This window comes from Mycobacterium parmense (genome assembly GCF_010730575.1).
Taxonomy (GTDB): Bacteria; Actinomycetota; Actinomycetes; order Mycobacteriales; family Mycobacteriaceae; genus Mycobacterium; species Mycobacterium parmense.
Genome location: NZ_AP022614.1, coordinates 5,471,198 through 5,489,550, shown reverse-complemented (window position 1 = coordinate 5,489,550; position 18,353 = coordinate 5,471,198). Strand labels below are relative to the sequence as shown.

The following is an 18,353-nucleotide window of genomic DNA, read 5'->3' as shown; positions in this document are numbered from 1 at the left end:
GTCAACGCCGGCGGATGTTCTTCGAGCTCTTGCACCACGGCGTGAAGTGCGCACGCGCCGCGGCTTCCTCGTTCTTGAACCACACCTGCGCGATCGTCAGCTCGTATGTCGGGTCGTCGGGCGTGTAGTAGAGCCGGGTATCCGAGCGGCCTTTCACGAACCATCCCGCCGGTCCCCCGCCGTCGGATGTGGCGCGCGCCGAGCCGGGGCCGAAGGGTTCGTAGGGCAGCTTCATCCCTCGTGAGGGTGGTTGCTTGGCCGGCGCGGCTTTCTTTGCCGGGGGCGCCTTGGCGGACGGGGCGGGAGCGGCGGACGCGGCAGGAGCGGCGGGCGGGACTTTCTTCGCGGGCCAGACCTTGGCGGGCGGCGGTTTCTTCGGTGCGCCGGTTCTGGCGTTCGGAGCCTTCCGGGCCGGCGCCGCCTTGGCGGCCGGCATCTTCTTGGTCGGCGGCTCGTCAGGGATGCGTCTGGCGCCGGTCGCGCGTTTCCGGGCCGGCGCCCGGGTCGGCGGCGCCTCTTTCTCGGCCGGGACCTTCTTGGCGAGCAGCCTCTTGAAGAAGGGGACCTTGGACTTCGGCGGCGCTTCGACCACCGGCGGCTCGGTCGCCGCAAGGTCGTCGCGCGACGTCTCCCTCGTCGCGACCTCGGAGTCGTCGGGGTCCTTCGTGGTCGGCAGCTCTGGCTCGACCGAGGCATCGGCCGCAGCGGAGTCCGATTCGCCGCGCGAGAAATCGGGATAGTCGGGCTGAACCGGGATTCGGGCCGTCGGACACTCCGGCTCGACCGGCGACGCCTCCGCGTGGTCCGGCTCGATCGGGATTGCGCCCGTCGGGTGCTCCGGTTCTTCCGAGACGATGGGCGCCGGGGGATCCACCTCCACCGACGACACCGCCGCCAAATCCGGCTCGACCGGCACGTCCGGCCCGAACGATTCCGCCTCAACGGGTGAGACCTCAGGCTCATGCTCGGCCGTCACGAGATCGGCCTGCAACGAGACGCCGGTGCCGGCGAACCCCGAGTCGAACGCGAGCTTCGCCGGGTGCACCGGCTCGACGGGGATCCTGGCGGTCGGCAACGACGGCTTCCCCACCCCGTCAGGCGCAAGACGCGCGAAGAACTCCGCTTCGACCCGCGAGGCCGCATGGACGCTGGTCTCGGCCGCGACCTCGGCCGCCGGAGACTCCGATTCGACGGGAGCGACCTCGGGATGCTCAGGCTCGTCGACAGCCTCGGGCGCCGGCGATGCCGGCTCTGCCGGGACGTCGGTGGCGTCGGGCTCGGCGTCGACCAGCGCAAGGTCGGGGACGTCCGGCTCAACCGGGAGCCGGGTGGTCGAATCGTTCGATTCCGCCGCAACCTCGGCGGGAGCCCCGCGCGGCTCGACCGGCAGCAGAAGGTCCAGGATCCCCGGCTTGACCTCGACACCACTGGCTGGGCACTCGGATTCGACGCGCGCGACCTCGGGCCATTCGGGCTCCGCCGCAGCGTGAGCCGCCGGCCACTGCGACTCCGCCGCAACGTCAGCGGCCGGCTCGGGCGGAGGCTTCGGCGCAGGAACTTCGTCGCCGGCGGAACCGCTCGTCGCGAAGAACTCCTCCGCGCCGGCCATGGGGACGCTCGGCCAGCGCGGTTCGGCGCGCGCCATCGTCTGCGTCCGACCCTTCACGGGCCGGAGCACCAGCACAAGCGTCACCCCGAAACCCGCCAAAAAGGCGAGTCCGACGAGCCACCAGTGGACATGCATCATTGCCAGGCACCCGCGTGGGCAGATCCGGTCACGTCGGCGCGCGCGCGTCGGTGAACGGTGCGGGCGGCGAGCTTGGCGCCGACCAGCCCGGCGGCGGCCGAGCCCGCCACGAAAGCAAGCAGATACCAGAGCCACTGGATCACGAAATCCATGCTGGGAGTCTCCTTAGCTCACGACGATTTCGACTCGGCGATTCTTGGCCTGACCCTCGGCCGTGCCGTTCGGGGCGACCGGATGCACCGAGCCCAGACCGTTGACGGCCAGTTGATCACCCGCCACGCCGAGGGCAAGAAGGAAGTCGGCGACCTTTTGTGCCCGCTGGCTGCTCGATGCCACGGTGACTTTGTCGGCGGCGGAGTTGTCGGTGTAACCGTTGATCGCCGCGTGAGCCCTCGGACACGCCTTCAGCTCGGCCGCCACCCGCGTCAAAACCTGCTGATCGACAGGTGTCAGGCTGAACCCGTCGTTGTCAAAGGTGATTGGTCCTCCTGTCGCGACATTGATTGCCGTTTGCAGATCGGTGCACGACGACCCGGCAGCAGCGGAAGCAGGCGGTGACGACGCGTTGACCACTAGGTTATCCACCACGTTCAGGTTCGACCAGACATGCTTGACGTCGCCTTCGACCGCACTCTTGCAATCTTGGGATGTGGCGGTGCCCGTCAGAATGATGACGTCTTGGCTGACCGTGAGGGTGAAATCGGAGATTGACGCGCTGTCGGCGAAAATGGGCGCCGACTTCGAGAAATCGAGCGCATGGGTATTGGGATTGATGTGCACTTGGTCGGTCACGTTGATGCCGGGCGGCAGCGATCCGGTGAGCGATTTCATCAGAGCCGCTTTCGCGGAATCGTCGGGCAAATCGCCGCTGACGGTGATGTCGTTGCCGCTGCGAATAATCGAGAACGGCGATAATGAAGTATTCGCCGCAGCGACTGCGGTGGGCGCCGCGAGGGTCGGCACCGGCCCGGCCGGCCCGCTGACCGATCGCGGTCGGTCCAATCCGCCGGCGCCGATGACCGCTATCAGCAAAGGAATGGCCCCCAGCGCGATCAGCCAGGGAACGCCCAGCGAACGCCGATAGAACTCCTGAGCCCGCGGCGCGTCCACATTTTCGGCCGCTGGGCGCAGACCCGCCCCTGAAGCCACGATCCCCCTCCTCGTTACCCCACCCGATGCCTCACGCGCAGTTGAGCGTCATGCAGGCGATATGCAGCCTACCGAGTCGCGCCCGCCGAAGATTTGAAGTCGGGCACACTGGAGCAATGGCCGATGGCACAAATCCGATCGAGCGCGACACGCTGGCACACATCCGCGAACTGGTCGCCGAGGAAAAAGCCCTGCGGGGCCAGCTGCAGCACGGTGACATCAGCACATCCGAGGAGCATGACCGCCTGCGCCGGCTGGAAGTCGAACTCGACCAGTGCTGGGACCTGCTGCGGCAACGCCGTGCCCTGCGCGAGACCGGTGGCGACCCGCGCGAGGCCCAGGTGCGTCCCGCCGGCCAGGTCGAGGACTACCTGAGCTGACCGAGCAGGCGGCCGACGTCGACGTCGTCGTCGTCGGCGGGGGCCACAACGGCCTGGTCGCCGCCGGCTATCTGGCCCGGGCGGGTCTGCGGGTGCGGCTGCTCGAACGGTTGGACCACGTCGGCGGGGCAGCGGTCTCGGCGCACGCGTTCGACGGTGTGGACATCCGGGTCTCTCGGTACTCCTACCTGGTCAGCCTGCTGCCCCGGCGCATCGTCGAGGACCTGGGCGCCCCGGTGCGGTTGGCGCGGCGACCCTTCTCGTCCTACACGCCGGAACCGGCGACCGGCGGCCGGCGCGGCTTGCTGGTTCCCGCGGACGGCGCCCACGCGGACACGTTCGCGGCGATCGGCGCCGCCGGCGATCGCCGTGGCTTCGCGGCGTTCTACCGGCGCTGCGGGCTGGTGACCCAACGGCTCTGGCCGACGCTGCTGGAGCCGTTGCCCACCCGCGACCAGGCGCGCAGCCACGTCCTGGCGGGCGGCGACCGTGACGCGCCGGCCGCCTGGCGGGCACTGATCGACGAGCCGATCGGCCGCGCCATCGCCGGTGCGGTGGGCAACGACGTGGTGCGCGGGGTGATCGCGACCGACGCGTTGATCGGCACCTTCGCTTCCCTCGACGACCCCTCGTTGCTACAGAATGTCTGCCTGCTCTACCACGTGCTCGGCGGGGGCAGTGGAGATTGGGACGTCCCCGTCGGCGGCATGGGCGCGGTGACCACCTCGCTGGCGGCGGCCGCCACCGCCCGGGGTGCCGAAATCCTCACCGGCGCAGACGTTTACCGTATCGACCCGGACGGCCGGGTGCTCTTCCGCACCGGTGAACAGGAGCACGTCGTGCGGGCGCGCTACGTGCTGGCGGGCGTCACACCCGCGGTCCTGGCCGCACTGCTCGGTGAAACACCGCCGACCCTGGCTCAGGGCGCGCAGGTCAAGGTGAACATGGCGCTGCGGCGGCTGCCCCGGCTGCGCGACGACGCCGTCGCGCCCGAGCAGGCGTTTGCCGGGACGTTTCATGTCAACGAGACGTGGAGCCAACTGCACGCCGCGTACACGCGCGCCGGCGCAGGCGAGCTACCGGATCCGTTGCCGTGTGAGGCCTACTGCCATTCGCTGACCGATCCCGGCATCCTGTCGGCCGACCTGCGCGCCCGCGGCGCGCACACCATGACGGTGTTCAGCCTGCAGACCCCGCACTCGCTGTTCGACGGCGCCGACGCCGACGCACTGCGTGACCGGCTCACCGAGTCGGTGCTGACGTCGCTGAATTCCGTTCTGGCCGAACCGATTCAAGAACTCCTGCTGCCGGACGCGCAGGGTCGGCCCTGCATCGAGACCACGACGACGCTGGACTTGGAGCGCACGCTGCGCATGAGCGGCGGCAACATCTTCCACGGCGGGCTGTCCTGGCCGTTCGCCGACGACGGCGAGCCCATGGACACCCCGGCGCGGCGATGGGGAGTGGCCACAGCCCACGAGCGGATCATGCTGTGTGGCTCGGGCGCCCGCCGCGGCGGCGCGGTGTCGGGCATCGGCGGGCACAACGCCGCGATGGCCGTGCTCGCCTCGGACTAGCCGCCCCCGGTGCCGGCGAACGCGGGCGCTTAGCGCGCGTCGATCGTCGCGTAGTCGCGCTCGGTGTACCCCGTGTAGATCTGACGGGGACGGCCGATCTTGCTGTCGCCCTCGTCGTGCATCTCCCGCCAGTGCGCGATCCAGCCGGGCAGCCGGCCCAGCGCGAACAGCACGGTGAACATCCGGGTCGGGAACCCGAGCGCCCGGTAGATCAGGCCGGTGTAGAAGTCGACGTTGGGGTAGAGCTTGCGCTCGATGAAGTAGTCGTCGGTCAGCGCGGCCTCTTCGAGCTGCTTGGCGATGTCCAGCAGGTCGTCGTCGCCGCCGAGCTTGGCCAGGATCTTGTCGGCCTGCTCCTTGACGATCCGCGCCCGCGGGTCGTAGTTCTTGTAGACCCGGTGGCCGAAGCCCATCAGTTTGACGCCGGCTTCGCGGTTCTTGACCTTGCGGACGAACTCGCTGACGTCGTCGTCGCTCTGGCGGATCTGCTCGAGCATCTCCAGGACAGCCTGGTTGGCGCCACCGTGCAGCGGCCCCCACAACGCGTTGATGCCGCCGGAGATGGAGGTGAACAGGTTGGCCTGCGACGATCCCACCAACCGGACCGTCGACGTCGAACAGTTCTGCTCGTGGTCGGCGTGCAGGATGAGCAACATGTCGAGCGCCCGAACGATCTCGGGATCCGCCTCATAGGGCTCCGCGGGCAGCCCGAACGTCATCCGCAGGAAGTTCTCCACCAAGGTCAGCGAGTTGTCCGGGTAGAGGAACGGCTGGCCGACGGACTTCTTGTAGGCGTAGGCGGCAATGGTCGGCAGCTTGGCCAGCAACCGGATCGCCGACAGCTCGACCTGTTCGCCGTCGGTCGGATCCAGGGAGTCGGGGTAGTACGCGGACAGCGCGTTGACCGCGCTGGACAACACCGGCATGGGGTGTGCGTTGCGCGGGAAGCCGTCGAAGAACCGCTTCAGATCCTCGTGCAGCATCGTGTGCAGCTGGATTCGCTTGGTGAAGTCGGCCAGCTGCTCCTTGCTCGGCAGTTCGCCGTAGATCAGCAGGTAGCTGACCTCGATGAAGGTCGACTTCTCGGCGAGCTGCTCGATGGGGTAGCCGCGGTAGCGCAGGATCCCGGCGTCGCCGTCGATGTAGGTGATGGAGCTCTTGCAGGCCGACGTGTTGACGAACCCGTTGTCGAACGTCGTGTAGCCGGTCTTCGACAGCAACGGGCCGAGCGCGATGCCGTCAGCTCCTTCGGTGGCGTGCACGATCTCCAGATCGATCTCGCCCCCCGGATACTTCAGAGTTGCGGTGTCGTCGGTGTCGGCCACGAGAACCCCTTTGCGCTCTGGCTGATATGGCTGCCCTGACTCGGTGCTTACTGCTGAAGGTAGTCGTTATCGCGACGCGGCGCCTGCGCGGGGTCACCTCCGCCTGTCAGCGCCACGACCCGCACGGGTGCGCGGCTGTCGGGTTCGGCGAAGGAAGCCTCCGGTCCGCCCAGTCCGCCAGCAAAAGGCGCGCCGGCGCCGTGCCGGGACGCGCCCGCCGTCAGGCCGGCCGTGCCGCGCCGCGCCGGAGTGCGCCGCGTCAGGGCTGCAGCCGCTCGACGCGAGCACCGACCACCCGAATCCGGTTGTGCAGCCGATTTTCTCGGCCCTGCCAGAATTCGATCAGCTCCGGTGCGATCAGGTATCCACCCCAGGCCGGGGGCACCGGGATCCGGTCATCGCCGGCGAATCGCTCGGTGACCTCCGCCAGCTGGTCGAGCAACGCCGCGCGCGAGGCGATCGGCTGGGACTGATGCGACGCCCACGCGCCCAATTGCGAACCGCGTGGTCGCTTGGACCAGTAGTCCTCGGTCACCTCGGGGGCGACCCTGCTGACCGGACCGCGCAGATGAACCTGTCGGCCCAGCTGGTACCAGGGAAAAGTCGCCGAGGCATACGGCGTCGCGGCCAGCTCGAGGCCCTTGGCCGAGTCGTAATTGGTGAAAAAAGTGATTCCGGTCTCGTCGACGCTCTTGCACAGCACCGACCGGCTCGCAGGGCGGCCGTCCGCGACGGTGGCGACCACCATGGCGTTGGGCTCGGCAACCCCTGATCGTTCGGCGTCGTCAATCCACTTGCGCAACAACGCGAGCCAGCCATCTTCCAACCAGTTCACGTCGAGATCCGGGCTGCCGTCTTTCTCGGTGGATCCGTACTCGACGCGCATTCTCTGCAGGTGTTCGGCTTCTGATCCTGCCATCGCTCCCACGCTACCGGGGTAGCTACCGGCCGGTAGCGTCGGCCCGAAGGTGGGGTGCGAGAATTTTCCCCATGACTGTGGTCCCCGAAAACTTCGTCCCCGGTCTCGAGGGTGTGGTGGCTTTCACCACCGAGATCGCCGAGCCGGACAAAGACGGTGGCGCTCTGCGGTACCGCGGCGTCGACATCCAGGATCTGGTGGATCAGCACGTCACTTTCGGTGACGTGTGGGCGTTGCTGGTCGACGGCAAGTTCGGCCACGGGTTACCTCCCGCGGAACCGTTCCCGCTGCCCATTCACACCGGCGACGTGCGCGTCGACGTGCAGGCGGGCCTGGCGATGCTGGCTCCTATCTGGGGCTACAAGCCGCTGCTCGATACCGACGAGGCCACCGCCCGCGACCAGCTGGCCCGAGCGTCGGTGATGGCGCTGTCCTACGTCGCGCAGTCGGCGCGTGGGATCTACCAGCCGGCGGTCCCGCAGCGAGTCATCGACGAATGCCCAACCGTGACAGCCCGTTTCATGACCCGCTGGCAGGGTGAGCCGGACCCGAGGCATGTCGAGGCCATCGACGCCTACTGGGTGTCGGCGGCCGAGCACGGCATGAACGCCTCGACGTTCACCGCGCGGGTCATCGCTTCGACCGGCGCCGACGTCGCGGCCGCGCTCTCGGGCGCCATCGGCGCGATGAGCGGGCCGTTGCACGGCGGGGCGCCCGCACGGGTGCTGCCGATGCTCGAGGAGGTCGAGCGCACCGGCGACGCCCGCGCCCTGGTGAAGGACATCCTGGACCGTGGCGACAAGTTGATGGGCTTCGGGCACCGCGTCTACCGGGCCGAAGACCCGCGGGCGCGGGTGCTGCGCGCCACCGCCGAGCGGCTGGGCGCACCGCGCCACGAGGTCGCGGTCGCCCTCGAGCAGGCCGCCCTGGCCGAGTTGCGGGAGCGCCGCCCGGACCGGGCCATCGAGACCAACGTCGAGTTCTGGGCGGCGGTGATCCTCGATTTCGCCCGGGTGCCGGCCAACATGATGCCCGCGATGTTCACCTGCGGGCGCACCGCGGGCTGGTGTGCCCACATTCTCGAGCAGAAGCGGCTCGGCAAGCTGGTCCGGCCGTCGGCCATCTACGTGGGGCCCGGTCCGCGCAGCCCCCAGTCGGTCGAGGGCTGGGACAGGGTCCTCACCAACGCCTGACGGGTTTTCGTTGTCGGTGCCCGGCGGTTTACTCAACTCGGCCGCGATGAGTTTGCGTCGCGGGCCGAGTCGATATCCGTGAGCCGGCCCTCTCCCGGGCCGGCGGCAGACCGACAGCTCAGGAGACCGTGATGGCGATCAACATCGAACCCGCAGTGATACCCCACCTCGTGGTCGGCGACGCCGCCGCCGCGATCGACTTCTACGTCAAGGCTTTCGACGCGACCGAGCTGGGCCGGGTGCCCGGTCCGGACGGCAGGCTGGTCAACGCCGCGGTGCGCATCAACGGCTCCACGGTGATGCTCAACGACGACTTCCCGGAGACGTGTGGTGGCACGTCCATGACGCCGAAATCGCTCGGCGGCACCCCGGTCACGATCCACCTGACCGTCACCGACGTCGATGCCAAGTTCCAGCGGGCGCTGGACGCGGGCGCCACGGTGGTGGCCGAGCTGGCCGACCAGTTCTGGGGAGATCGTTACGGCGTGGTCGAGGACCCGTTCGGCCACCGCTGGTCGATGGGACAGCCGGTCCGCGAGGTCAGCCCCGAGGAGATACAGGCGTTGATGTCCGGCGCAGCCGGGTAGCTACCCGGAGGGGTCCAGCAGCCGGTCGAGAAGCCTCCGGCGCAGCGGCACCGGCGGCGCGTCGGCCGCGGCCGCGAGCATGTCGGCGACGGCGGTGAACTTGTTGCGGGGCCGTCCCTCGGTGCTGCCGCGTTCGACCTCGGCGGAGTCGATGGCCCGCCAGCCCCCGGAGTCCACGACGTCGGGCTGGCGCGCGCGCACCAGCGCGGCCAGGGCCTCGGGTTTCGCGGTGGGATCGGTCAACTTGCCGGCGTTGAAGTCGGCGACCAGCGACTGCACCGTTTGAAACGAGCAAGACTTGTTGGTGCCGATGAAGCCGGTCGGTCCGCGTTTGATCCAGCCCGCGACGTACGTGCCGGGCACCGCCCGGCCGGAGCCGGGATCGACGACGCGACCGTCCCGGTTGGGCACGGCGTCGGCGGATTCGTCGAACGGAAGGTCCCGAATCGGCTTGCCGCGGTAGCCGATCGACGTCAGCACCAAACCCGCGTCCAGCCGGCGCGACGCGTCGGTGCCGGTGACCGTGAACTCCACCCCGGTGGCGCGCTGGTCGCCCAGCACCCGCTTCGGGGTGAGTCGATAGGCCAGCCTGATTCGGGGACGGCCCGAACGCGGGGGTGCCGCCGCCTCACCGAGTTTGCTCAGGATCTCGAGCTTGGTCTTGGTCAGCTTGTCGGAGACCGACGCGAGGTCGCGTGCCACCAGGTCGTGGTCGTCGGCGCTGAGCACCACATCGGCGCTGCCCGTGAGGCCGATGAGCTCGGGCAGGGTGAACGCCGACTGCGCGGGCCCGCGACGGGCGGCGATCACCACCTCGCGCACCGCCGCGCAGCGCAATGCTTGCAGTGCGTGGTCGGCGATGTCGGTGCGCGCCAAGTCGTCGGGATCGGCGGTCAGCACACGGGCCACGTCGAGGGCCACGTTGCCATTGCCGATGACCACCACCCGCTCGTGGCTCAAATCAACTGGCAGAGAAGCGAATTCGGGATGACCGTTGATCCACGCCACGAGTTCGGTGGCGGTGCCGGTGCCGGGCAGACCCATGCCGTCGATGTCGAGCCGACGGTCGTTGGGCGCACCGACGGCGTACAGCACCGCGTGGTGATGGGCCAGCAGGTCGGCGTGGCTGAGGTGCTTGCCCACCTCGACGTTGAGGAAGAAGCGGAACCGGCGATGACGGGCGACCCGATCGAAGAGCCGGGTGACCTTCTTGGTGTTCTGATGGTCGGGCGCCACCCCTGCCCGCACCAGCCCGTAGGGCGTCGGCAGCTTCTCGAAGACGTTGACCCGCACGTGGTGCTGGGTGAGCAGCTCGTCGGCGGCGTACATGGCCGCTGGGCCCGAGCCCACGATGGCCACTGTCAGCGGCCGATGCCGGACGCTGACCTCGGCAGCCGGAATCACGGGCGCCAGCTTCGATGTGGGCGGCAGCTTCACGTCCGCCGGCCGCTCCGGGTAGAACGACGCGTTGATCTCGACGAACGGCAGCTGCCGAGGCTCCAGCCGGGTGTCGGGAGCGATCGCCCCGACCGGGCAGGCGCTCACGCAGGCACCGCAGTCGACGCAGGCGACCGGGTCGATGTGCAGCATCTCCGACGTGGCGAAGCCGGGCTCGTCCGGTGTCGGGTGAATGCAGTTCACCGGGCAGGCGAAAACGCAGGACCCGTCGTTACAGCACGACTGGGTGATGACGTGCGGCATTGACTTCCAGCCCGCAGGTGCTAGGCGGCCGGCACGGAAGCCAGGTGCTGGCGTTGCGGCTCGCTGCGGTAGCGCGACGGCTTGCCGTCGATCTTGCAGAGCCGCCACATGAGCCGCGCCGAACGCGATTCCATCAGCCCGGTGTCGTGAGACAGCATCCGCACGTCGGCGAACATGTCGCTCAACCACTTCCGCGATTCCGGCGACCGGAAGAAGAGTTCCTTCTTGACCTCACGGGGAATGTCGAACTCCTGCCAGAACCCCTTGGGCGGCACGACGATCGCCTGGCACAGAGCCCGCATGACCAGCGGCAGGTACAACGCCGTCCAGAACCGCTGACGCTTGGTCAGCTGCGGCAGCCGCCGGCGCAAGAACTCGTGCGCAAAAGAGATGTGGCGCGCCTCTTCGGCAACGTGGATCGCCATGACCCGCTCCATGATCGGGTGCAACGACTTGCCTTCGCGCAACACGTTCTTCTGCGTGTGGTCGATGGGCTCCTCGCCCGCGAGCACGCCGATGAAGAACGCGACCGGCAGCGGACCGGCCACCAGCGGCACGAGCGGCGAAAGCCAGCGCAGCATGCGAGGCATGCCCGGGACGTCTGCCCCCACGCGGTTCACCATCTCCTGGAACATCATGGTGTGGTTGCACTCTTCGACCGATTCGTGCAGGCAGTACCGGTATTCCGGAGACCCGTTCGGCACCCAGAACGTGTAGTTCATCAGGCCGCGGATCAGGATGGATTCGAAGTGCAGGCCGACCTTGGCGACGTTCGCCTGGCGCCACATACCGATCTTGACCTGGCGCTCGTGCGACTGCGCTTGGTACCAGGGGTGACGACCGAGCGGGTCCGTCGCCGGCAGAATCCAGCGCGGATCGTTGTCGGTGACGGCGAATTCGGGCGAGTCCCAGTCAATGTCTGTGTAGGGGTTGAAGTTTCGCCGAACAGAGCCTTCGGACAATGTCGCCAGCATTTCCACGTACTCGGCGTCGTCGCGGACTTCCATGTTGCGGCGCCACCGCCGGACCAATCGCGTCCTGTCCATTCCCGAGCCTCCCCAACGAGGTTTACATTTGGACGTGCTGTGTCTAGACAGTACCGCAGGTACCGCATATTCTCTAGACCCTTCCAGCCCCTGTGGCCTGACCGGTGGTCACGACTTTCCTGTGCCCTGTCTCACAGTCGGCGAAACACGTCGGCCCGTGCCGGGCGCCGGATCGACGCCGGTGCCCAGCCCCGCCACAGCGGGGTGTCAGGTCGGCTATCTAGGCTGACAGCATGGCTGACCAGCTCGAGATTCCCGCTGACATCAAACCCCGCGACGGCCGCTTCGGGTGCGGCCCGTCGAAGGTCCGACCCGAGCAGCTGACGGCGCTGACCACCACCGCGGCCCCGTTGTTCGGCACCTCGCACCGGCAGGCGCCCATCAAGAACCTGGTGGGCCGCGTCCGGTCGGGGCTCACCGAGCTGTTCTCGGTTCCCGACGGTTACCAGGTCATCCTCGGCAACGGCGGAGCGACGGCGTTCTGGGATGCCGCCGCCTTCGGGTTGATCGACAAGCGGTCGCTACATCTGGCCTACGGCGAGTTCAGCTCGAAGTTCGCCTCCGCGGTCGCCAAGAACCCGTTCGTCGGCGATCCCATCGTCATCAAGGCGGATGCGGGCGGCGCGCCCGAGCCGCAGGCCGACCCGTCGGTCGACGTGATCGCGTGGGCCCACAACGAGACGTCGACGGGGGTCGCGGTGCCCGTCCGGCGCCCCGACGACTCGGGGGACGCGCTCCTCGTCATCGACGCGACGTCGGGCGCCGGGGGCCTGCCGGTCGACATCACCGAAACCGACGCCTATTACTTCTCGCCCCAGAAGAACTTCGCCAGCGACGGCGGCATCTGGCTGGCCGTCATGAGCCCGGCCGCGCTCGCCCGCGTCGACGCCATCGCGGCGTCCGGTCGCTGGGTGCCGGACTTCTTGTCGCTACCGATCGCGGTGGAGAACAGCCTCAAGGACCAGACCTACAACACCCCGGCGGTCGCCACCCTGGTGTTGATGGCAGAGCAGCTGGACTGGATGCTGGGCAACGGCGGGCTGGACTGGGCCGTCAAGCGGACCGCGGATTCGTCGCAGCGGCTGTACTCCTGGGCGCAAGACCGTCCGTACACCAACCCGTTCGTCGCGGACGCCGCGTTGCGGTCCCAGGTGGTGGGCACGATCGACTTCGTCGATGATGTCGACGCGGCGGCCGTCGCCAAGGTCCTGCGGGCCAACGGCATCGTCGACACCGAGCCGTACCGCAAGCTCGGCCGCAACCAGCTACGGGTCGGGATGTTCCCCGCCGTCGACCCCGAGGACGTGACCGCCCTCACCCAGTGCATCGACTGGGTCGTTGAGAGGTTGTAACCGCGCCGCAATCCGCACGCAACCGCCCAGCGTGTCAGCACAGTGATGGGCGCCGGCTGCACTAAAGTGCCGACCTGAGGCGTCCGTCGCCGACCTGCACGGAGCCTGCGAGGAGAAGCCATGCGGGAACTCAGATTGGTTGGACTCGACGCCGACGGCAAACACGTCATCTGCGAGACTGACGAGCCCGCCGAGCAGTTCAAGCTGGCCGCCGATCAACGCCTGAAGGCTGCGCTGCGCGGCGATCCGCTCCAGCCGGAGCAGCCGCATCTCGACATGGAAGTCACTAACATGTTGAGCCCCAAGGAAATTCAGGCCAAGATCCGTGCCGGCGCGTCCGTTGAGCAGGTGGCTGCGGCGTCGGGCTCCGACATCTCCCGGGTCCGCCGGTTCGCCCACCCCGTGCTGCTCGAGCGGGCCCGCGCGGCAGAGCTGGCAACGGCCGCTCATCCCGTGCTGGCTGACGGCCCCGCGGTGCTGACCTTGCTGGAGACGGTCACCACCGCGTTCGTGGCGCGCGGCCTCAATCCGGACCGGCTCAGCTGGGACGCCTGGCGCAACGAGGACAGCCGCTGGACGGTGCAGCTCGCGTGGAAGGTCGGCCGCTCCGACAACATCGCGCACTTCAGCTTCACACCCGGCGCGCATGGCGGAACGGTCGCGGCGGTCGACGACGGGGCCAGTGAGCTGATCGACCCGAACTTTGAACGACCGCTGCGGCCGGTCGCGCGCGTGGCGCACGTCGACTTCGAGGCGGGGCCGCCTCCCGTTGGCGAGGCGCCCGCGAGGCCGAACCCGCCCGACGAGAGCACACCACCCGAGCAGCCCGTACACACCCGACGGGGCAAGCCCGTCATTCCCGCATGGGAGGACGTGCTGCTCGGGGTGCGATCAGGTGGTCAGCGCTAAGCGCGCGCGGCCAGCAGCGCGAGCAACGCCAGCCAGGCCACGATCACCCCGGCTCCCGCACCCAGCACGAACCAGCGCACCACCGGCCTGCGACGCCAGCCCCACAACGTCGGGGCCAGGCCGCCGGCCGCCACCACGTTGAGCCCCACCGCCAAGAGCGGATGCACCCGCACCAGGCCGAGGCTGAGCACCACGATGCCGACTCCAGTCACCGCGGCCACGAACCCCGCCACCGTCAAACCCGTTGCCCAGGGCACGGAATCGTCACGCACGGGCCGAGCCTAGCGGCTAGGAGCGGGCCCGCTCGTAGAACGCCAGCGCGGCCGCCGTGGCGACGTTGAGTGAGTCCGTTCCCCGAGACATCGGGATACGCACCCGCGTGTCGCACAACCGCAGCGTGGCCGGCGTCAGACCCGGGCCCTCGGCGCCCACCACAACGGCGACGCGTCCGCCGTCGACGTCCGCCATCGCCTCCGGCAGCGGGCGGGCGCGGGCGTCCGGGGTCATCGCCAGCAACCGGAACCCCGCTTCCTTCAGCATGGTGAGCTCGTGCGGCCAACAGGTTGCCCGGGCGAACGGCACCAGCAGCGCATGCCCCATCGACACCCGTACCGCGCGACGGTACAGCGGATCCGCACAGCCGCTGCCGAATACCACGGCGTCGACCCCCAGCCCGGCAGCGTTGCGGAAGATCGACCCCAGGTTCTCGTGATCGTTGACGCCCTCGAGGACGGCGACGGTTCCGGCGTTCTCGACCACCTGCGCGACCGCAGGCTCGGGCACCCGCCTGGCCGCCGCGAGCACGCCGCGGTTGAGGTGAAAGCCGACCACCCGGGCCATCACGTCGGCGGACGCTCGGTAGAACGGCAGCGCCCGGCCCACCAGGTCGCCGTCGAGCTCGACGAGGCGGCGTTCGGTGCCCAGCAGGGCGTGCGGACGGAACCGGGACGCCAGCATGCGTTGCACCACCAGCACCCCTTCGGCGATCACCAGCCCCTTGCCGCTGGGCAGATCGGGGCGCCGATCCACGCTGTTCAGGTCGCGGAAGTCATCGAGCCGCGGGTCATCGGGATCGTCGACGTCCTGAATGTCCGGGCCGTTGGCGTCGCGGCTCACGGGCCTTTGTCGACCAGCGCCAACATCAGGTCGGCCGCATGCCGCAGCGTCTCGCGCTGCTCGCTGTCCAGGGTCGCGAGTCGCTTGGCCAGCCACTCCTGGCGGGCGCGCCGGTTCGCCTTGACCAGATCGGCGCCCGAATCGGACACCGAGACCAGCACCTGCCGGCCGTCGACGGGGTGGGGAGCGCGGTCGACCAGCCCCATGTCGGCGAGCGAGGCGATCACACGGGTCATCGACGGCGGCCGCACGCGTTCCCGGATCGCCAGCGCGCCCGGCGTCATCGGGCCCTCGTTGGCCAGGGTTGCCAGCGCGGAAAACTGGGACAGCGACACCGGCGAGGACGGGTTGCGAAACCGCAGTTGGCGGGCCAGCCGCATGACGGCCAGCGACAAGTCGCTGGCCAGCCGCGCATCGCTGTCGGGCATGGCGCGAGGTTACACGGAAGGCCAGAAATTCGGGATACGAAACTGCGCGCGGCGGGCGGCGACCACCCCGTCCGCGGGCAGCCCGCCAGCACAGCTGCGACGGCCCCGGTGATCGAGATCCGGGTGCCCCGAGGTCCGCCGGGTCGCGGCGTCGTCATGAGCGCATCGACGGCTTTCACTTCCGCCGCCCCCCCGGAGTGCGCTTATACCGTGGCGCACGAAATCACGCCACAATCAGCTCTGCGATTCCGAAGTCCCGGAATGGGACGATGCCGCACGGGCCGTCAGGGAAAAGCCCGGCAAGCGGCGCATTCGCCGAATCGGACGCGACCCATGTTTTCGGCGGTAGTGCGCTGCGGCAAATTCAAATCGCGGCGAACAAAACCCTTGGGTACTTTTGACGCCCGGCTCTCGTGCGCGTGTTGGACGGGGCCGACGCGAGCCACCGGCCACTGCTCGGCCGTCTGACCAGGGCCGTCGCGGTCCCGTAACACCGTGCTGCTGCGCTACAAGCGAATTACCAGTTTCTTGGGGAGGTACTTTCAGGTTTCGGGGCTTCCCTCGACGATAAAGCGATGCTCGATACGGAAATTGGTAGCAGCATTTCAGCCAATTTACAGCAAGTCTATTTCAGCCGTATTCGAACATTTCCGATGTGTAAATTAACGCTCACCGCCAGCCATTTAGGCGACGACCGCATTTAATCTCGTGGCATGCCAACATTTAACGTGAACACCGTTGACTGGGACGAGCTTTACCGGGGCGAGGCTTCGTATGCGCCGGGCGATCCCGGCTGGAACATCGGCAACCTGCAGCCAGAACTCGCAGCGCTGGAGATGCAGGGCCGCTTCGGAAGCCCGATTCTCGACTCGGGCTGTGGCGTCGGCGTCACGACCCTGGCCCTCGCGGCCAAAGGATACGACGCGGTGGGCCTGGACCTGTCCGCCGCCGCCATCGACCGCGCGCGTCAGTCCGCGATGGAGCAGGGTCTGAGCGTCAAATTCGACGTCGCCGACCTGAGTCGGTCCACCGGATACGAGAACTACTTCGCAACCGTGGTCGACGGCCTGGTCTTCCACTGCCTGCCGGAGGAGTTGCGCGAGGGCTACGTCGAATCCAGTGCCCGCGCCCTCAAGCCCGGGGGGAGCTTCTTCGCGCTCGTGTTCGCCACCGAAGCCTTCCCGCCCGGTGCCGAATTCGGCCCGCGTCCGTTCTCCGAGAAGCAGTTGCGGGACATCGTCGGTGCGCACCTCGAGGTCGAAGACGTCCGGCCCGCGCGCGCCTGGATCAACGTGCCGGCGGTCCTTCCCGCGGGCTTCGAATACCGCAACGTGACCATCGGTGCGGATGGTCGCGCGCAGCTGCCGTCCTGGGTCGTCATCGCCCACAAGGGCTGAGCGGCCGGTCACCCTCGCAGCGTCCGCACGGCCAGGGACGCGGTGGCCGGCCTGCTCTGGTGCGGGCGGTATTCGTGCTGCGGGCCACGCGGCACGAATACCGCCCCCGGTCTATGTTTGGGGGCGATGACTGTCGAGCCTGGCCACAGCCGCGAGGTGCCACCGCTGCCGCGAGCGCTGCTGAATGCCTGGCCGTTCATCGGGGTCGGCGCCGCGGGATGGACGCTCGCGGCGCTCGCCGCATTCCTGGTTCCCGCCCTGCAGAGCTGGCGGCCGGTGACGCTCGCGGGCCTCGGGGTCGGCGTCCTCGGCACCAGCATCTTCCTGTTGCAGCTCGCCGGGGCCCGCCGCGGCGCGCGTGGCGCCCAGACCGGTCTCGAGACCTACCTGCGGCGTCAGTAGTCTTCGGGCCGCGCGAGCGCGAGTTGCTCGACGGTATGACGCCACGCTGGCGAAGAGCAAAGCCTCCGCCGAAGACGCCTAGTCCTGCGGGTCCTGCGGGTCCTGCTGGTCCCGCGAGTCCTGCGGCGAACCAGCCGACTCAGGCGGCTCAGGCGCCTCGGGCGGCTCGGGCGGCTCGGGCTCGGCGGACTCCGGCTGAGCCTCTTGCGCCTCCTGCGGCGCGGGCGGTTTGTCCGTGACGTCGAGCACGCTGTCGTCGAACGGCTCGTACACCGGCGAACCGGTGCCGGCGGGCGCGGGGGTGTCCGAATGCGCACCGCAGCCGTACTGCTTGTCGACCACATGCCCGTCCGCGGACAGTTCGTTGCCGCACACTCCGAACATCACCCCGAGCGAACCGGCCAGCGGCAGGAAGAAACCGCAGTCGCGGCACACACGCTTGGTGGCCCGCGCCATCGGCGACTCGGGACCGTAGTCACCGGTGTGCCATCGCTCGGCGGCCTCGAATCGGCCCTCGGCGCTCATCACCCAGCGCCGGCCCAGCCCCACCTCGGCCGCAGTCTCGTCGACCTGCGGGTCGCCACTTGCGGTGTAACCGGGCACCAGCCGCGGGTCGTCGGCAGCCGGTGCCAGCAGGTCGCCGGGGCCCAGGTCACCGGGCCGCACCCGTTGATCCCACGGAACCCACTGCGGCGCCAACAGCGCCGTCGGTCCGGGAACCAGCACCACTTCGCTGACAGTGGCGTGTTCGGCGCCCGGGACGGCGGCGACGACGACGGCCCATTGCCATCCCTGATAACCGGGCAGGTGCGCCAGAAACCGGTGAGTGGCGGCGGTCGGGTCCTCGAAGCCGACACCAAGGTAGTCACCCACCGCGTCGGGCCCGCTGAATTCGACGACGGCGGCCCTGGCCTGGTCGGCCGCACCCCTGAGCACCGCGGCCAACCCTTCGGGCCAATCGTCCACGGTGGCCACGGCGGATTCCTCCGGGGGTCCGGTCACTCTGTTTTCCTCCTGCATATCGTTCCCAATACTAGGTTGCGGCCACACCCCGCCGCCTGCGGACGCAAGGAGCGGCCATGGGCGAGAATTGATGGGTGTCTGGACGGCGACGTGACGATCCGG

19 protein-coding genes and 1 pseudogene are annotated in these 18,353 nt (G+C 68.8%); 8 read left to right on the top strand and 12 right to left on the bottom strand.

Annotated elements, in window-relative coordinates; all coding sequences use genetic code 11:
- Position 1 precedes the first annotated feature (1 nt).
- From arfC to arfA, 4 genes and pseudogenes are all read right to left on the bottom strand, one after another.
- Positions 2-1,609 carry a channel accessory protein ArfC, sunset domain variant gene (arfC, locus tag G6N48_RS29085; protein WP_456299184.1) on the bottom strand — a complete coding sequence of 536 codons (1,608 nt, stop codon included), beginning with the start codon at positions 1,607-1,609 and terminating at the stop codon, positions 2-4.
- 63 nt (positions 1,610-1,672) lie between these two features.
- Positions 1,673-1,744 (bottom strand): annotated as a pseudogene (locus G6N48_RS29080) (hypothetical protein); the annotation flags it as partial.
- A complete protein-coding gene (arfB, locus tag G6N48_RS25505) occupies positions 1,744-1,899 on the bottom strand; it encodes a channel accessory protein ArfB (protein ID WP_161494229.1) in 156 nt (51 codons plus the stop codon). The pseudogene G6N48_RS29080 and the gene arfB, both read right to left, overlap by 1 nt.
- A gap of 13 nt (positions 1,900-1,912) precedes the next feature.
- Positions 1,913-2,896, bottom strand: coding sequence for a channel-forming protein ArfA/OmpATb (arfA, locus tag G6N48_RS25500; RefSeq protein WP_085270081.1), 984 nt, complete (start codon positions 2,894-2,896; stop codon positions 1,913-1,915).
- Between the two features lie 116 nt (positions 2,897-3,012).
- Between arfA and G6N48_RS25495 the strand changes: the two genes are divergently transcribed.
- Both G6N48_RS25495 and G6N48_RS25490 read left to right on the top strand, forming a co-directional pair.
- A complete protein-coding gene (locus G6N48_RS25495; protein ID WP_085270142.1) occupies positions 3,013-3,276 on the top strand; it encodes a DUF2630 family protein in 264 nt (87 codons plus the stop codon).
- The gene (locus G6N48_RS25490; RefSeq protein ID WP_085270143.1) at positions 3,273-4,853 is read left to right on the top strand and encodes a phytoene desaturase family protein; all 1,581 of its coding nucleotides are present in this window, start codon (positions 3,273-3,275) and stop codon (positions 4,851-4,853) included. Before G6N48_RS25495 ends, G6N48_RS25490 begins: the two co-directional genes overlap by 4 nt.
- 29 nt (positions 4,854-4,882) lie before the next feature.
- Here the strand turns inward: G6N48_RS25490 and G6N48_RS25485 are convergent, their stop codons facing one another.
- Together G6N48_RS25485 and pdxH are read right to left on the bottom strand one after the other, a co-directional pair.
- The gene (locus G6N48_RS25485) at positions 4,883-6,178 is read right to left on the bottom strand and encodes a citrate synthase (RefSeq protein WP_085270082.1); all 1,296 of its coding nucleotides are present in this window, start codon (positions 6,176-6,178) and stop codon (positions 4,883-4,885) included.
- A 259-nt stretch (positions 6,179-6,437) separates the two neighbouring features.
- Positions 6,438-7,097, bottom strand: coding sequence for a pyridoxamine 5'-phosphate oxidase (gene pdxH / locus G6N48_RS25480; protein WP_085270083.1), 660 nt, complete (start codon positions 7,095-7,097; stop codon positions 6,438-6,440).
- Between the two features lie 71 nt (positions 7,098-7,168).
- Between pdxH and G6N48_RS25475 the strand changes: the two genes are divergently transcribed.
- A complete protein-coding gene (locus tag G6N48_RS25475; protein WP_085270084.1) occupies positions 7,169-8,290 on the top strand; it encodes a citrate synthase 2 in 1,122 nt (373 codons plus the stop codon).
- Between the two features lie 131 nt (positions 8,291-8,421).
- Positions 8,422-8,877 carry a VOC family protein gene (locus tag G6N48_RS25470; protein ID WP_085270085.1) on the top strand — a complete coding sequence of 152 codons (456 nt, stop codon included), beginning with the start codon at positions 8,422-8,424 and terminating at the stop codon, positions 8,875-8,877.
- Here G6N48_RS25470 and G6N48_RS25465 read toward each other — a convergent pair whose 3' ends face one another.
- Positions 8,878-10,578 (bottom strand): FAD-dependent oxidoreductase, encoded by a 1,701-nt coding sequence (locus tag G6N48_RS25465; protein WP_085270086.1) that lies wholly within the window; start codon positions 10,576-10,578, stop codon positions 8,878-8,880.
- Between the two features lie 20 nt (positions 10,579-10,598).
- On the bottom strand, positions 10,599-11,624 hold the full coding sequence (locus G6N48_RS25460) for an AurF N-oxygenase family protein (RefSeq protein WP_085270087.1): 1,026 nt from the start codon (positions 11,622-11,624) through the stop codon (positions 10,599-10,601).
- Between the two features lie 233 nt (positions 11,625-11,857).
- On the opposite strand from G6N48_RS25460, the gene serC reads away from it, so the two are divergent.
- The gene (serC, locus tag G6N48_RS25455) at positions 11,858-12,976 is read left to right on the top strand and encodes a phosphoserine transaminase (protein WP_085270088.1); all 1,119 of its coding nucleotides are present in this window, start codon (positions 11,858-11,860) and stop codon (positions 12,974-12,976) included.
- 120 nt (positions 12,977-13,096) lie between these two features.
- On the top strand, positions 13,097-13,885 hold the full coding sequence (sepH, locus tag G6N48_RS25450) for a septation protein SepH (protein WP_085270089.1): 789 nt from the start codon (positions 13,097-13,099) through the stop codon (positions 13,883-13,885).
- On the opposite strand, the gene G6N48_RS25445 is transcribed toward sepH, so the two are convergent.
- Genes G6N48_RS25445 through G6N48_RS25435 form a run of 3 tightly spaced genes read right to left on the bottom strand, consistent with a single transcriptional unit; the run spans position 13,882 to position 15,429 of the window.
- Entirely contained in the window at positions 13,882-14,157 is a 276-nt protein-coding gene (locus tag G6N48_RS25445) for a DUF2537 domain-containing protein (protein ID WP_085270090.1), read from the bottom strand. The genes sepH and G6N48_RS25445 overlap by 4 nt on opposite strands.
- 16 nt (positions 14,158-14,173) lie before the next feature.
- A complete protein-coding gene (locus G6N48_RS25440) occupies positions 14,174-15,001 on the bottom strand; it encodes a TrmH family RNA methyltransferase (RefSeq protein ID WP_085270091.1) in 828 nt (275 codons plus the stop codon).
- Positions 14,998-15,429, bottom strand: a complete 432-nt coding sequence (locus G6N48_RS25435) for an Rv0880 family HTH-type transcriptional regulator (protein ID WP_085270092.1) — start codon at positions 15,427-15,429, stop codon at positions 14,998-15,000. The genes G6N48_RS25440 and G6N48_RS25435 overlap by 4 nt, the downstream gene beginning before the upstream one ends.
- 713 nt (positions 15,430-16,142) lie before the next feature.
- Here G6N48_RS25435 and G6N48_RS25430 point away from each other — a divergent pair.
- Entirely contained in the window at positions 16,143-16,826 is a 684-nt protein-coding gene (locus G6N48_RS25430; protein ID WP_085270093.1) for a class I SAM-dependent methyltransferase, read from the top strand.
- A 126-nt stretch (positions 16,827-16,952) separates the two neighbouring features.
- On the top strand, positions 16,953-17,228 hold the full coding sequence (locus G6N48_RS25425; RefSeq protein WP_085270094.1) for a DUF2530 domain-containing protein: 276 nt from the start codon (positions 16,953-16,955) through the stop codon (positions 17,226-17,228).
- Between the two features lie 78 nt (positions 17,229-17,306).
- On the opposite strand, the gene G6N48_RS25420 is transcribed toward G6N48_RS25425, so the two are convergent.
- Positions 17,307-18,230, bottom strand: coding sequence for a DUF3027 domain-containing protein (locus tag G6N48_RS25420; RefSeq protein ID WP_139825847.1), 924 nt, complete (start codon positions 18,228-18,230; stop codon positions 17,307-17,309).
- Positions 18,231-18,353: the final 123 nt, after the last annotated feature.